Here is a 15004-nt window from a genome sequence, read left to right as displayed (position 1 = left end):
ATTTCGACCTAACTCAGTCAAGGTCAGTGTCTTACATTCAATCAGTGCCTTAGAGGCCAGCATCAAGCTGTTTAATCGTTTTAGGTGAAGTTCTGGGCAGTATTGGTGTAAAGAATGTTGTAGGATATTGGCTTCGCGCATCTTGTTGTCCAAGTGTAGTTTTTAGCGAAACCATTTGATCATGCAACAAGATGCGCTTCCACCCTAATTTGATGATTTATTTGTAAATCATCAGGGGATTCTTCAGCGTTCAGTAGGCATACTCTTACCATGGCACGTTTTACAGCTTCCACTTTTCCCCATCAATTTAAAATGATGTTCTTTAATGGGAACTCCACTTAAGGCGTTATCTGCAGAAAATGCAAATAAAGACGTCATTAATAAAGCACTAACTAAACCTAATTTAGATATATATTTCATTATTATCACCCATTACACTTTACGAATGGCAGCTTGATTACCTGCAATTTGCCCAAAAACTAAACCATCAATTGATGAGCAACCACCTAGTCGGTCCATTCCATGTGTACCGCCAGTAACTTCACCAGCTGCAAACAAACCTGCAATCGGTTCACAAGTATTAGAATCAATGACTTCTGCGTTAGGGGTAATAGCAACACCTCCCATACAATAATGCAATTTTGGTGACAAACGGATTGAATAATAAGGAGGTTTTAAAATTGTTTTTTCATCTAACGGTTTATTAAATGGATCTTTTGCTTTACCTTGAACAATTTCATTCCAATCATTTATTGATTTTTGTAATGTGCCTATCTCAACATCATAACGTTTTGCCAACTCTTCGAGCGTATCTGATTTTTTAATAGCACCATCACGGTAAGCAGCTTTAAAACCTTCTGCATGATTCGCCGTTGCTTCACCACAAAATACAAATGGCATATTTGGTTTTTCTTTCGTACCTGTTGCTAAAACAGCCAACTGAGCATCAGCACGTGTACGACGGTCTGCTAATTCATTCATGAATCGCGCCCCTGTTTTTGGGTCAATAGCGATCCCTTCTGCAAAGGCGTAATCAGCAAAGAAACTTGCAGGGCCAGCTCCCTTTTCATCCGGTGTAGCCCAAGGCCCTAATTGATACATATCTAACATGACAGGCAGCGCACGAATAGAGAGCAGTGACTTAATCATGGTTGCTGTAGCACCAGGCTGAGCCGTACTTTCGAGCATTTGATATGCTGGCATTGTCGTTTTAATAAATTTGTGGTCTTGCCCCCATCCACCAGAGGCAACAATCACCCCTTTTTTTGCTTTGTAAGCTAATTGACCTTTATTTGTGCCAGTCTTGAAATCATATTTTTCACTAACAACAATACCTGTAACACCACCATCGCCTCGAATAACTTCTTCAACGTTAGTTCGATTTTGAAATATGACTCCAGCTTTACGAAGGTAGTTATGCATAGGAACAACAATTCCACCACCTGATGCACTATCAGGTAAATGAGCGCGTGGTGCACTATGTCCACCAAGACGAATCACTTTATCCTGAAACTTAACGCCACATTCCATCAGCATATCGTAGGCTTTATGCGCTTCAGTCGCTAAAGTGCGGCAAAGATCAGGATGATTAAAACCCCGTCCAGCTTTAATCATATCTTTGATCATTAGCTCTGCCGAGTCTTCAATCCCCAATTTCTTTTGCATCGGAGTTAATGGCATGCACATCAAACCACCACATATAGCTGAGTTACCGCCAAATGCTTCCATTTTTTCTAGGACGATAATATTTTTTATCCCTGCTTTATGGGCAGCATAAGCTGCAGATAAGCCAGCAAAACCACTGCCGATAATGATAATGTCAAATTCTTTATCCCAAGCGCTTCCATAATTATCATTAGATGCTTTAATTGGAAATGCCATCGCAGCAGTTATGCCTGTCGCTAACTTAAGGAAATCTCTTCTTCCTGCCATAATACCCTCACCCGTAAAATAGTTTATTTAACAATCAAAAAAATAAAATTTAATAAAAAATGAATCGCAATACAATTTAAGATTAAATTAATATTACAACCTATTTAAAATCGCGAGTTGCGTTAAGACGCTTTAAAATACCCAATAAATCATCACGACATATAGCGATATTATTTTTATTAAACTTTTGTTAATGTGATGCGTAGCCGCCATTTTTCGCCATAAGTTTCACTTATCATCTTAGTGTGATCTAGATCTGCCCCTTTCCTCCCACTCACCCTATGAGATGTACAACCCAATATGGATAATCAATATTTTATTAAGAAATTTTTTATTTAATTAAATTAGCGAAGTATGGATAAAAATTCATATTACCAAAGAATATTATTTAATATTGAATAGCTAATAAATTTGAATGGTTAAATTTTTATTTTAACAAGAAAAATTAGAATGAATTTAATTTATGATTTACTTTTTAAGCGAGTTTTACGGAATACTACTGGAGGTTTTATGTAAAATTTAATGTGATCAGACTATTGCAAAAAATCCCCCACACAAGAGGCTTGGTTTCCTAAATCAATTGAACTAAAACACTAGCTGCGGATCTGATCAACATAATGCACTTTATTCCCTATCAATTGTGTCAAAGCGTAAAACAAGCTAACAGAGATAGGTATACCTGAAACTCAATATGTTGTTTGATATTGGTTTATGTTAGATGGCTTTGTTTGCCGATCTGAATAAGGAAACAAAGCCAGATGCGACAAAAGACCATAAAGGTAGAAAAATAGACAACAAAAAACAACGACTCATATGCGTAAGTCTTATTCGATAATGTGATAGGAAGATATTATGAATAAGTATTAGACCCTAGCATTCAATAAAATGCAAAAAATCATCTTAAAACACAAAAGGAACCCTAAGGTTCCTTTTGTTTCAAATATGTCTGGTAAAAAACACTATTTGGTTTTTCTGTCTTTGATATGGCTTTGTGCGCGTTTGCGACGGCGCTCTTGGCTCATAGTTAACTTCTCAGTCTTGTTTTCAAATGGGTTATCACCCTCTTGGAAACGTAGCTGGATTGGCGTACCTACGACTTTCAATGAACGACGGAAGTAGTTCATCATGTAGCGTTTGTACGAGTCAGGCAGTCTACTCACTTGGTTACCGTGAATCACCACGATTGGCGGATTGTAACCACCGGCGTGAGCGTATTTAAGCTTCACACGGCGACCATTTACTAATGGCGGCTGGTGATCGTCCTGCGACATTTGCATGATACGTGTCAGCATAGAAGTACTGACGCGGCGCGTAGCACTGTCGTAAGCTTCTTCAATCGATTCAAATAAATGGCCAACACCAGTACCGTGCAGCGCCGAAATAAAGTGAATGCGGGCAAAGTCGATAAAGCCAAGACGACGGTCAAGCTCGCTCTTCACACGATCTTTAATACCTTGGTCGATACCATCCCACTTGTTGACGGCAATAACCAAAGCGCGACCCGCATTGAGTGCGAAACCTAACAGACCTAAATCTTGCTCGGCGATACCTTCACGGGCATCGATGATAAGCAACACCACGTTAGCATCTTCAACCGCTTTCAAAGTCTTGATCACTGAGAATTTCTCAATGACTTGATGTACTTTACTGCGACGACGAACACCCGCGGTATCAATAATCACGTACTCGCGACCTTCACGTTCCATTGGAATGTAAATACTGTCACGGGTCGTGCCGGGTTCATCAAATACCACAACGCGCTCTTCACCTAGAATACGGTTAGTCAGGGTTGACTTACCGACGTTAGGTTTACCTATGATCGCCAGCTTGATAGGCAAATCTTGCAGACGCTTTTGCTCAGCTTCGGCTTCTTCTTCGGTATATTCACGCTCTTCAGTAACTTCGTCTTCACCTTGACGCACAATGCCCATCGCTTCGGCATAAGGAGTCAGCGCGTATTCGATCATATTGGTCACGCCGCGTCCTTGAGACGCCGCCATTTGGTAAACTTCACCTAGACCTAAAGACCAAAACTCGGCACAAGCAGAATCAGCATCAATACCGTCAACTTTGTTAGCAACCACAAAGGTGGTTTTTTCACGGCTACGTAAGTGCTGTGCAATCGACAGATCCGCAGCGGTTAAACCCGCGCGCGCATCGGTCATAAATAGAACGACATCGGCTTCTTCAATGGCAGCAAGGGATTGCTCAGCCATTTTCGTCTCGATCCCTTCTTCAGTGCCATCGATACCGCCGGTATCGACCACAATGAACTCATAGCCGGATAAGAATGCTCGACCATATTTACGGTCACGTGTTAGGCCAGGAAAGTCAGCAACCAGCGCATCACGCGTGCGCGTAAGACGATTAAATAGGGTGGATTTACCGACGTTCGGCCGACCAACAAGGGCCACTACAGGGATCATGATTTTGCCTCTAAAAAACTTTTCAATAAAAAGCCCCCGGAACACACTTCCAGGGGCTCAGCAAGGATAACACTTTTAACTATGGAAGTGTTACAACAGCCAACTTTCCGCTGCGACCTTGAACATAGATTTTATCATCCACCACTAACGGCTGGCTGTATAATCCTGAGCTGTCCACTTGGACACGACCCACAATCGTCCCTGTACTGCGATCGATGAAGTGTAAATAACCTTCGAAATCACCCACAACTAAATAGTCTTTATATACAGCCGGAGATGTCAGAGTGCGGTTAGCTAACTCAGAATTACTCCACAGTTCCAAACCGTTACGTTTATCAACTGAGTAGATACGGCTGTGATCGTCAACTAAGTACAAGCTTAGGCCCGCTGATGCTAACTCGTTAAAGCTAGAATACTTACGTGTCCACACAACTCGACCCGTGCGCAGTTCCATCGACACTAAGTTACCGTTGTAGCTCACCGCATATAAGTTGTCGCCAAGGATCAAGGGCGTCATATCCACGTCGGCCATACGCGTAAACTCGTTACCGCCAGTTGGATTGTAAATCGCCTGTTCCCACGCAGCTTGACCATTGTTTTTAATCACAACAGCCACTTTGCCATCGGCGGTACCTATGAAGAAACCACCCGCTTCGTAAGCTGCAGAACCTGTACCGCGCAGGGTTAGATTCGGCAATTGCATTTCATACACCCACAGCTTAGCGCCAGTATCGACGTTAAACGCTTCGAGTGAACCAGAACTGGTACTGACCACCACGACGTCATCGGCCACAGTGGGAGCTGACAGTAATTCACCGCCCGCAACGACATGCCATAACACTTGACCATCTTCAGCGTTCAGTGCAGCAAGCAGCCCACTTTCACCACCTAAAAAGACTTTATTACGCGCAGCAGTCACACCAGCAGCAATACGCGCACCTTTATTTTTAGCTAAAGCGTTATCACGAAACTCTTCGCTGAAATCTTTAGTCCAAACGCGCTCGCCAGTGGCCTCATCGAAGGCAACCACTTCACCATAACGGTCGGCGGCAAAAATTTTTCCATAACTAACGGCGGGGGCGAGGCGAGAATAATAATCTCCAACACCATTGCCGACAGAGGTGCTCCAACTCACTTCAGGAAACACTGTCGCCTGAATGGCAGTTAACTCACTTACCGGTTCTTCTTCGACATCGCTCGACGAACAGGCGGATAACATGGCCAGACTTAATCCAGCGGCTAGCAGGTTTTTGCACCAAGACTTCATCAAGGGATCCCTTATGCCTGATTTAGGCTATCAAGTTTGATTTTAAGCGCAGGGCTTGTCACCACACCACCATTGTCCATGGCAGCTTGATAAGCTGTTTTTGCCTTCTCAACTTCACCTTGACGTACTAAGAAATCACCTTTCAACTCATCGCGCTGAGCAAAGAAAGCTTTATCTGTTACTTGATCTAAGGTCGCTAGAGCTGCATCAATTTGACCTTGCTCTGCTTGTACTCGTGCTAAACGCAAAGTCGCAATCACATCTAAACCAGCACCAGATTTAGCCGCAATCACCTTGTTCAAAGCATCAATCGCTTTTGGATAATCCTTCGCTTCTACCGCAGTTTTGGCCACGATCAATTCTAACAAGGCTTGATAGCCCTTTTGATCGTGATTTTTAGAAAACTCGGCGACACCCGCAAGCATAGCGGCTTCATCGGCAGATTTAGTGGTCAAATTTTGGAACGCTTTTGAAGCTTCTTCCGCTTGCGCCACTTTAACGTCAGAATAATAATTCCACGCATATAGGCCGCCTAAACCCACTACGGCACCGATTAAAATTGAATTTCCGTAATCTTTCCAGAACTGCTTGATAGCATCAACTTGTTGTTCTTCTGTGCTATAAATTTCCACGCGCACGTCCCCTTTATTTGATCAGTTCAGCCAAAAATGCGCCTAAGGCACTTCGAGCTACCCGTTGTTGTTCGATGTCATTGCGTAAATGTTTAACCGTAACCATACCTTCGGCAAGTTCATCTTCACCTATCAGTAGTGCCACACTCGCACCGCTTTTGTCGGCACGCTTCATTTGTTTCTTCACGTTACCGCCGCCACAGTGACTCATCACTTTAAGGTTTGGCAGTGCGTTACGTAATTCCTGCGCGACCTTGATGGCTTCAACCAGACAGCTATCACCCATGGCCGTGACATACACATCCACTTCTGGCGGAATATCTTTGGTCAGCTCTAAGGTTTCAAGCAGCAAGACAATGCGCTCTAAGCCCATAGCAAAACCGACCGCTGGAGTATCTTTACCACCTAACTGGGCGACTAAACCATCGTAGCGACCACCCGCAAGTACAGTACCTTGTGAGCCTAAACTAGATGTAACCCATTCAAATACAGTACGATTATAGTAATCTAAACCACGTACTAGACGCGGATTAATGGTGTATTTGATACCCACTGCGTCAAGTAGTTCACGTAATTGTGAAAAATGTGTCTTCGATTCTTCACCGAGAAAATCCATTAACTCAGGTGCATCAACCAATATGGCTTGGACATTTTGATCTTTTGAATCCAATACTCGCAGCGGATTGCTGTACATGCGACGCTTGCTGTCTTCATCGAGCGCATCTTTATGCAGCTCTAAAAACGCAATCAAGGCATCACGATAAACAGCGCGCTCAGCAGGATCACCTAAGGTATTTAGCTCTAGCGAGACGTGCTCGCTAATACCGAGTTTTTCCCACAGACGTGCCGATAGCATTAGGACTTCAGCATCAATATCAGCCGAGCCAATGCCATACACTTCAACGCCAAATTGGTTAAACTGACGATAACGGCCTTTTTGTGGACGTTCGTGGCGGAACATAGGACCCATATACCAAAGACGTTGCTCTTGGTTATATAGCAGACCGTTTTCGTTACCTGCACGCACTGTCGACGCGGTACCTTCTGGGCGCAGCGTTAAGCTGTCACCGTTATTATCTGCGAAGGTATACATTTCTTTTTCAACAATATCAGTTACTTCACCGATAGAGCGTTTAAAAAGATCGGTATTTTCCACTATTGGAGTGCGGATTTCGCTGTAACCGTAAGCACTGACGCTCGAACGTAGTACCGCTTCCACTTTTTGCCATAGAGGACTTTGAGTTGGCAGAATGTCATTCATTCCGCGAATCGCTTGGATCTGTTTTGCCACTGTATCGACTCGTCCGATTTCGCTAAATTAATAAAAATGTCACGCATTATAGGCTTTTGAGCGTAAAACGTAAAACGACCCCGTCGGTTTCGGGGCCTAGCTCAACATCATTAGGCGTAATCTATGCCCAAATGCGGGTACATATTACTCAGTTGTGTCTTTGATTTGAATACGGTTCGCCATTTGACTGGCTTTTGCGCGAATTTTCGCTTCGAGGGAATCGACAATGTTGTCGTTGTCAAAACGTTCTTTCTGACGTTCACCCTCATCATAGTAACCGCTCTTATTGTGCCCACCAGTTAAACCGATGTGCGACACTAAGGCTTCACCTGGGCCGTTGACTACGCAGCCGATAATAGACACATCCATGGCGGTAGTCACGTCTTCGAGGCGACGCTCTAACTCATTGACTGTACTGATCACATCGAACTCTTGACGAGAACAAGATGGACAGGCAATGAAGTTGATGCCACGGCTACGAATACGCAGCGACTTTAAAATGTCAAAACCGACTTTGATTTCTTCGACCGGATCAGCGGCCAAGGAAATTCGTAGGGTATCGCCTATGCCTTCGGCCAATAACATTCCTAAGCCTACGGCCGATTTCACTGAACCCGCGCGCGCGCCACCGGCTTCGGTAATGCCTAAATGCAGGGGTTGGCGAATTTGCTTTGCCAATAAACGGTAGGATTCGACCGCTAAAAATACATCGGAGGCTTTAACGCTGACCTTGAACTGATCAAAGTTCAATCTGTCCAGAATATCCACATGGCGCATAGCTGATTCAAGCAAGGCTTCAGGAGTGGGTTCTTTATACTTGTCCATTAGATCTTTTTCTAATGACCCACCATTCACACCAATACGGATAGGAATATTATGGTCACGAGCACATTCCACCACGCTACGAATACGCTCTTCATTGCCTATGTTGCCCGGATTGATTCGAAGGCAATCAACACCGTACTCGGCAACTTTTAAAGCAATGCGATAATCAAAATGAATGTCGGCCACTAAAGGAACATTGACCGCTTGCTTAATGAGTTTAAAGGCTTCAGCCGCATCCATAGTGGGTACAGAGATACGCACTATATCGGCACCGACTTTCTCTAAGGCACGAATTTGAGCAATTGTCGCTTCAACATCTGTGGTCTTAGTATTGGTCATTGACTGAACAGCAATCGGCGCCCCATCACCAATCGGTACATTACCCACATAAATGCGGGTGGAAGGACGTCTTTTTATGGGAGTTTCATTATACATGCTTAATACGCTCTATTTCGGTACGTGCTGCAGATCATTACGCGGTCGTTAGGCTTTAGGCAAGGTTAAACGCGCGACTCGTCCCTTGGGGAAATCCGCTAGGCTAACAATTTGACCATCTAAGCTTAAGGTCGCTACATGGGGTGCACCTAAAATGACTTTAAACGGTGGCACACCGCTCACTTGCACTGTTGCGCCAGCGCCTTTAACACCATCGACTAACGCTTTACCTTTAGCATCAACAATGTTTATCCAGCAATCCCCCGTCAACTGGACATCTATAATCGATTGTCCTGCAACAGCAACCAAAGTACTTGCTGCAGTGGCAGTGGTCGTTGATGTTGTGGTCGGTGAAGGCGTTGCACTAACAGTCTGTTGGACTACAGGAGCTGTCGTTTGCGGAACCGATGGCGTTGTCGTAGTGGCTGCGATTGCTGAACCGCCATCTTCATTACTCGTATCAACGGTCTGAGGATAATTATTGTCCGTTGGTCCTGTGCTGACATCAATAGTGCTTGCATCAGTATCTTTAATTGGACCATCGATAGACATTGAGCCGTTTGCGGCAATCTCAGTCAAACGAGGACTGGCATCCGTTTCGGTCAATAACACATCACCTGGCAGCGTCTGATTCGCTGCTGCGACCTCTTCAGCCGTGGGTTGCGACACATCAATAGTGCTTAGCAAGGTCGTTTTTTGCATCCACCAGACGACTAATGAACCGAGTAACACTATGACGATAAAAATACTCAGCCAAGTTAAACGTGTATCGCGAGCTTGATATGTGGTTTTGCGTGAAAAACTTTGCATTGCAGGCTCAGTCACAACTGGCACTTGCTGCACAAGACAAGCTTCAATCAAAGCCGCATCGGCACTGACCATACGCGCGTAGTTTTTCACATAGCCACGTACATAAGTCGATGAGGCTATATTCGTAAAATTGTCAGCTTCAATATCTTCAATAATACGAGGACGTAGATGCAGCTTTACAGCGGCATCTTGAATACTAAGGCCCATTTTTTCGCGGGCGGCTTTTAATAAAGTACCAAGCGTGACATCTAGCGCGACTGATTGCGGTGCTACCGACTCAACTGGCGCATTGGTTTCATGATCTTTCATTGATGCAAATTAACTCTGTATTGCTTGGCCTGAGGTGATGCTGGGAATTTGGCAAGCAATAAAATACCAAATCTCTTCACAGCGGCATCATCATTCACTGCCTGCTCTATTTTGATCCCGAGCGCTAAACTTTCTGGAGTTTGCTCAGCCACTTGGTGATAGCGCGCTAATTGGTTTCGCGCCTGAATAAAATCACCTTGATCGACTTCTAACTCTGCCAACTCCAGTAATGACACCGAGCGTCTCGGGTCATACTTTAACGCCATCTGAAAATACTGTCGTGCCTTTTCTGCTTGTCCTGCTTCGCGACTACAAAGACCTAAGTTCTCATAGCTTGAGGCAGTGCGCGTATATTTGGGCATTTCAATTGCGGCCAAAAACATTTTTTCAGCTTTGTTGTATTGCTTTTGTTGGCACAAAAACACCCCGAAATTATTCATGGAATCGCCAGAGGCGTCCTTAGTACTAATGGCATTCATGTACGACTCTTCGGTACGCACTAAATCGCCCACGGTTTGATAGTAATAAGCCAGAGCGGTATGCACATCTTCGAGCTCTGGAGCATATTCTAATGCTTTATCAAGATTGTATTTGGCTTGTTCCGTGCTACCTCGATTTAAATAGGTTAAACCGAGCTGCATCCGCTCTCTTGCGGCGGCGACTTTGTCTAACTTTCGTTCCGAAACAGGAATATCTGTCCCAGTATAAGTACGCTCAGTGACGCATCCTGTCATCAATAATGACAGGCTTAAAATCAACGAAAACCTTGGCAATCCATGCTTCATGGGCAAGCCTATAAATCTGTGCAAACAAAGAGTTAATTCATTGTGACTGAAATCTGGTTTTCTTGCATGCGTTTTTTCGCTAAACGTTTCGTTCTGTCGCGAATATCACCAGCTAACTGACCGCAAGCGGCATCAATGTCATCTCCACGGGTTTTACGTACGATGACAGTAAAACCGTATTCCATAAGAACCTTAGAAAAACGGTCGATACGTGAATTAGATGAGCGGCCATAAGGCGAGCCTGGATACGGATTAAATGGGATCAGATTCACCTTACAAGGCGTATCTTTCATTAACTTAGCTAACTCATGGGCTTGGTCTGTGCTGTCGTTGATATGATCTAGCATCACATATTCAACAGTCACGCGGCCGCGGTTAGCATTTGATTTAGCAATATAGCGACGAATACCCGCTAAAAACTCATCCAGCGGATACTTTTTATTGATCGGGACCAGAATGTCACGCAACTCATCATTGGGTGCATGAATACTGACAGCAAGTGCCACATCGATGGCATCGCCCAGTTTATCTAACGCTGGTACTACGCCTGAGGTTGATAAAGTCACGCGGCGCTTTGATAAACTAAAACCAAAATCATCGAGCATGATGTCCATCGCAGGGATCACATTGGCTAAATTGAGTAATGGCTCACCCATGCCCATCATCACGACGTTAGTGATCGGACGTTCGCCCGTGTCTTTTGCAAATCCTAAAAAGTGCGACACGCGCCAGATTTGGCCGACGATTTCAGAAACCGTTAAGTTACGGTTAAAACCTTGCTGACCCGTCGAACAGAAAGTACATTCCAGCGCACAGCCAACCTGTGAAGATACACACAAGGTCGCACGATCATCCTCAGGAATATAAACCGTTTCCACTTCTTGGCCTTGGCCAACATTAATTGCAAATTTTATCGTACCATCGGTCGATTTTTGGAAACTCGAAATTTCTGGTGCAACGATCTCGCAGCGGGCCGCCAACTTTTGACGTAACACTTTGTTGATGTTGGTCATCTCTTCGAAGTCACTGACACCGAAATGATATAGCCATTTCATGAGCTGATCGGCACGAAAGGGTTTTTCACCCATTTCCGCAAATAATGCGCGCATCGCCTTACGATCAAGGTCTAATAAATTGATCTTCTTTTCACTCATATAGCTAACCTCAACACCAAAAACCGGATCCTGCAACAGGGCGGCGAATTATACAGACGCAAATAAATTTTAGCCAGTAACTCAATTCACCTATGATAGAATCTCCAAGGGCTAATATTGGCCTAAAATACGGAGTTGTAATTCCACCTATATGTTAACCCTCATCATTATAGTGCTTGTCGCTGTCGCTGTTTCTTTTCTGTGCAGTGTGTTCGAAGCTGTTCTGTTATCGGTTACCCCAAGTTATATCGCATCACTCGAACAAACTGACAGTGCCGCAGCCGCACGCTTGCGTAGATTGAAAGAGAATGTCGAAGCACCTTTGGTGTCAATCCTTACCCTAAATACTATCGCTCATACCGTCGGTGCCGCCGTTGCAGGTGCGCAAGCGGCTAAAGTCTTTGGTGACGATATGTTGGGTGTTTTCTCGGGCGTATTAACCTTTATTATCCTGTTTTTCTCAGAAATCATTCCTAAATCATTGGGTGCAAACCATTGGCGTCGCCTCGCACCAAGTGTTTCTGTTGCCGTGCTGTGGATGAAGCGTACCACTAAACCGCTGATCTGGATGTCACAGCAAGTCACTCGCCTAATGGGCAAAGGTGATGAAGGCCACTACATACGCCAAGAGATGAGTGCTATGGCCAAAATTGGCCATGAATCCGGTGAGCTTGATGAGCAAGAGTCAAAAATTTTGACGCAAATGCTGAAGGTGCGAGATATGCCAGTTACGGCTATCATGACGCCGCGCACTGTGATGTTTTCTTTGCCCATAGATCTCACCCAAAATGAGTTTGTGCGCCAATACCGCGACAAGCCTTTTACCCGAATTCCAGTTTACGACCAAGATCATGATGATGTGATTGGTTACATTACCCGCACCGATGTATTGCTAGCAGAGCGTTACACGCCAGAAGCACCGATTGGTGAACTTAAACGGAGTTTATTTGTGGTGCCTGAAACCGCAAAAATTCTGCCACTTTTTGAGCGTATGATTAAACGTAACACCCAAATTGCGATGGTGGTCGACGAGTACGGCAGTAGCCAAGGTATCGTAACTCAAGAAGATATCATCGAATCTATGTTAGGATTAGAGATTGTCGATCTAAACGACCCCGCGACCGATATGCAGCAATTGGCACGTAAACTTTGGACTAAGCGCATGAAGCAAAAAGGCATTCGCCTATCCGATGACGGTGATTTTGAAGCCGCATCCGATGATGACGAAGCCAAATCCGGCTGAAGGCTAACCAAGTTTAGTGCTTGTTAATATAAAGGGAGCCTAGCTCCCTTTATTCTTTTAGAATGGAGATAACTCAGAACCCTCTGAAACTCGCATTTTCAGGTTGCTTGGGTATATACTCACCCGCCGTAATAGAGGAAGTTATGACACAGAGCTACACACTCTCACTCGCGCACATTAATGACACCCATTCGAATTTTGAACCCTGCCGCGTCCAATTTAGACTTAACATAGGCCAACATAAGCTAGATGTGACCAGCCATAGCGGTGGTTATGCCCGCATCGGCCATCACATCACAAAAGCGCGTCACACAGCTGCACAAACTAATACGCCTTTTATTTTCCTGCATGGTGGTGACAGCTTCCAGGGCACGCTGTATTTCAGCCATTTTAAAGGTAAGGCCAACGCCCACTTACTCAATCTGTTGGCACCTGATGCTATGGTCATTGGCAACCACGATATCGATGAAGGTAACGCCAGACTTGCCGAGTTTGCCAAGCAAATTGATTTCCCATTGCTTGCGGGCAATATGGATTTAAGCCAAGAAGATCTCAACAAACCCGGTTGTCTGCGAGGTTTGCCTAATATCTTGGATTATGATCATGAGCAAAAACGCGCGAAATACCTGCTTAAGCCCTTCCACGATAAGACATTAGCCATTGTCGGTATTACCTTAGATCAAATGAAAGAGATCGCCCGTCCCGATCCCGACACTCATTTTGTCGATGCTATCGCCACAACCGCACGCACGGTTGAGCACCTTAAAAATCAAGGTATTAAGCATATTATCGTGCTCAGTCACTTAGGCTTAGATCAGGATAAACGCCTCGCGGCCGAAGTCGATGGTATTAGCCTTATCGTCGGCGGCCACACGCATACGCTACAGGGGGATTTTCGCGCCCTAGGTTTGAGCAACCTGCCCTACGGTGAAGTCATCAATAACACGCCCATAGTGCATGCGGGTAAGTATGCCGAAGTCGTCGGCTTAGCCGAGATAACGTTTGACGCTGATGGGAAAGTGCTGAATTTAAAGGGCGGCAACTACTTCATGCTAGATCAACACTTTATCTTAAGTGCTAACACGGCCGTCGATAACCAAGATTACCAAGCTGTGCGCCAGCAGCTTAATCAGCATCCGAATATCTTTTGGGATGATGCCGATGCCGATATCGATGGCGTGATCCGAGATATCTACAAACCGGCTATCGCAGAGATGGAAAACAAAGTGTTAGCACTGGTGCCGAAGAACTTAGTCCATACCCGCTTACCCTCTAAAGCCCTGCCCCACGGCAGTGAAATAGCACCTTGGGTGAGTCGCAGCATGTTCCAAGAAGCCAAACTGGTCGACCCTAGGGTGAACTTTGCTCTGCATAATGCCGGCGGTGTGCGCCAGTCGGTGGCCCAAGGACAATTGACACTAGCCGATGTGATGGGGCAATTACTCCCCTTCGAATTACCATTAGTTAAGTATGAAATTCAAGGTCAGTTTCTCTATCAAGCGCTCGAATCGGCGATTAACGCGGCAACCAACAACAGTGTCCGTGGCACAGGTGCGGGTAGTTTCCCCTACACTTACGGCCTACGGTATTACTACGATGGGCGACGCCCACTGGGTGAGCGTTTATTCAGACTAGAGATGATGCAGCAAGACAGCCAATCACTATGGTATCCCGTTGAACCTGAGTCACTTTACGTAGGAGTTTCAACATCTTATACCGCCGCTGGTAAAGAAGGTTATTCTCCATTGCTGCAAGCCCGCTGGCAGGAGTCGATGGAGTCACTGACTTTGCCACAGGCCTTTATTCGATTCTTGAATCGCTCACCGAATCTGTCTGATTTATTGTCACAGCATGTGCATTACACCAGTCACAGCCAACGTATCGGTTAGGCGCTA

General features: G+C 45.0%; 12 protein-coding genes and 1 pseudogene. 2 read left to right on the top strand and 11 right to left on the bottom strand.

Annotated features, from left to right (window positions below):
* From L5M17_RS18160 to L5M17_RS18110, 11 genes and pseudogenes are all read right to left on the bottom strand, one after another.
* A pseudogene (locus L5M17_RS18160) lies at positions 1-141 on the bottom strand (IS4 family transposase); the annotation flags it as partial.
* A 102-nt stretch (positions 142-243) separates the two neighbouring features.
* Positions 244-420, bottom strand: coding sequence for a hypothetical protein (locus L5M17_RS18155; protein WP_263148746.1), 177 nt, complete (start codon positions 418-420; stop codon positions 244-246).
* A 12-nt stretch (positions 421-432) separates the two neighbouring features.
* Positions 433-1932 carry a flavocytochrome c gene (locus L5M17_RS18150; protein WP_263148745.1) on the bottom strand — a complete coding sequence of 500 codons (1500 nt, stop codon included), beginning with the start codon at positions 1930-1932 and terminating at the stop codon, positions 433-435.
* A 959-nt stretch (positions 1933-2891) separates the two neighbouring features.
* The gene (gene der / locus L5M17_RS18145; protein WP_006082478.1) at positions 2892-4358 is read right to left on the bottom strand and encodes a ribosome biogenesis GTPase Der; all 1467 of its coding nucleotides are present in this window, start codon (positions 4356-4358) and stop codon (positions 2892-2894) included.
* Positions 4359-4437: 79 nt separating this feature from the next.
* Entirely contained in the window at positions 4438-5625 is a 1188-nt protein-coding gene (bamB, locus tag L5M17_RS18140) for an outer membrane protein assembly factor BamB (protein WP_028761250.1), read from the bottom strand.
* Between the two features lie 11 nt (positions 5626-5636).
* Positions 5637-6257: a tetratricopeptide repeat protein gene (locus tag L5M17_RS18135; protein ID WP_263148744.1), complete on the bottom strand. Its 621-nt coding sequence runs from the start codon at positions 6255-6257 to the stop codon at positions 5637-5639.
* 13 nt (positions 6258-6270) lie between these two features.
* Complete coding sequence (gene hisS / locus L5M17_RS18130; RefSeq protein ID WP_028761252.1) at positions 6271-7548, bottom strand: histidine--tRNA ligase; 1278 nt, start codon at positions 7546-7548, stop codon at positions 6271-6273.
* A gap of 144 nt (positions 7549-7692) precedes the next feature.
* Positions 7693-8808, bottom strand: coding sequence for a flavodoxin-dependent (E)-4-hydroxy-3-methylbut-2-enyl-diphosphate synthase (gene ispG, locus L5M17_RS18125; protein ID WP_105251894.1), 1116 nt, complete (start codon positions 8806-8808; stop codon positions 7693-7695).
* 48 nt (positions 8809-8856) lie between these two features.
* Positions 8857-9927 (bottom strand): RodZ domain-containing protein, encoded by a 1071-nt coding sequence (locus L5M17_RS18120; RefSeq protein ID WP_263148743.1) that lies wholly within the window; start codon positions 9925-9927, stop codon positions 8857-8859.
* Positions 9924-10712 (bottom strand): type IV pilus biogenesis/stability protein PilW, encoded by a 789-nt coding sequence (pilW, locus tag L5M17_RS18115; RefSeq protein ID WP_028761255.1) that lies wholly within the window; start codon positions 10710-10712, stop codon positions 9924-9926. Before pilW ends, L5M17_RS18120 begins: the two co-directional genes overlap by 4 nt.
* A gap of 32 nt (positions 10713-10744) precedes the next feature.
* Positions 10745-11866: a bifunctional tRNA (adenosine(37)-C2)-methyltransferase TrmG/ribosomal RNA large subunit methyltransferase RlmN gene (locus tag L5M17_RS18110; RefSeq protein WP_028761256.1), complete on the bottom strand. Its 1122-nt coding sequence runs from the start codon at positions 11864-11866 to the stop codon at positions 10745-10747.
* Positions 11867-12017: 151 nt separating this feature from the next.
* Here L5M17_RS18110 and L5M17_RS18105 point away from each other — a divergent pair, with 151 nt between their 5' ends.
* Together L5M17_RS18105 and L5M17_RS18100 are read left to right on the top strand one after the other, a co-directional pair.
* Positions 12018-13109: a CNNM domain-containing protein gene (locus tag L5M17_RS18105; protein ID WP_028761257.1), complete on the top strand. Its 1092-nt coding sequence runs from the start codon at positions 12018-12020 to the stop codon at positions 13107-13109.
* Positions 13110-13252: 143 nt separating this feature from the next.
* A complete protein-coding gene (locus L5M17_RS18100; RefSeq protein WP_131523672.1) occupies positions 13253-14998 on the top strand; it encodes a bifunctional metallophosphatase/5'-nucleotidase in 1746 nt (581 codons plus the stop codon).
* Positions 14999-15004 lie beyond the last annotated feature (6 nt).

The organism is Shewanella sp. SW24 (assembly GCF_025653395.1).
In the GTDB taxonomy this organism is placed as follows: domain Bacteria; phylum Pseudomonadota; class Gammaproteobacteria; order Enterobacterales; family Shewanellaceae; genus Shewanella; species Shewanella oncorhynchi.
This window is presented reverse-complemented; position numbering and strand designations above follow the sequence as displayed.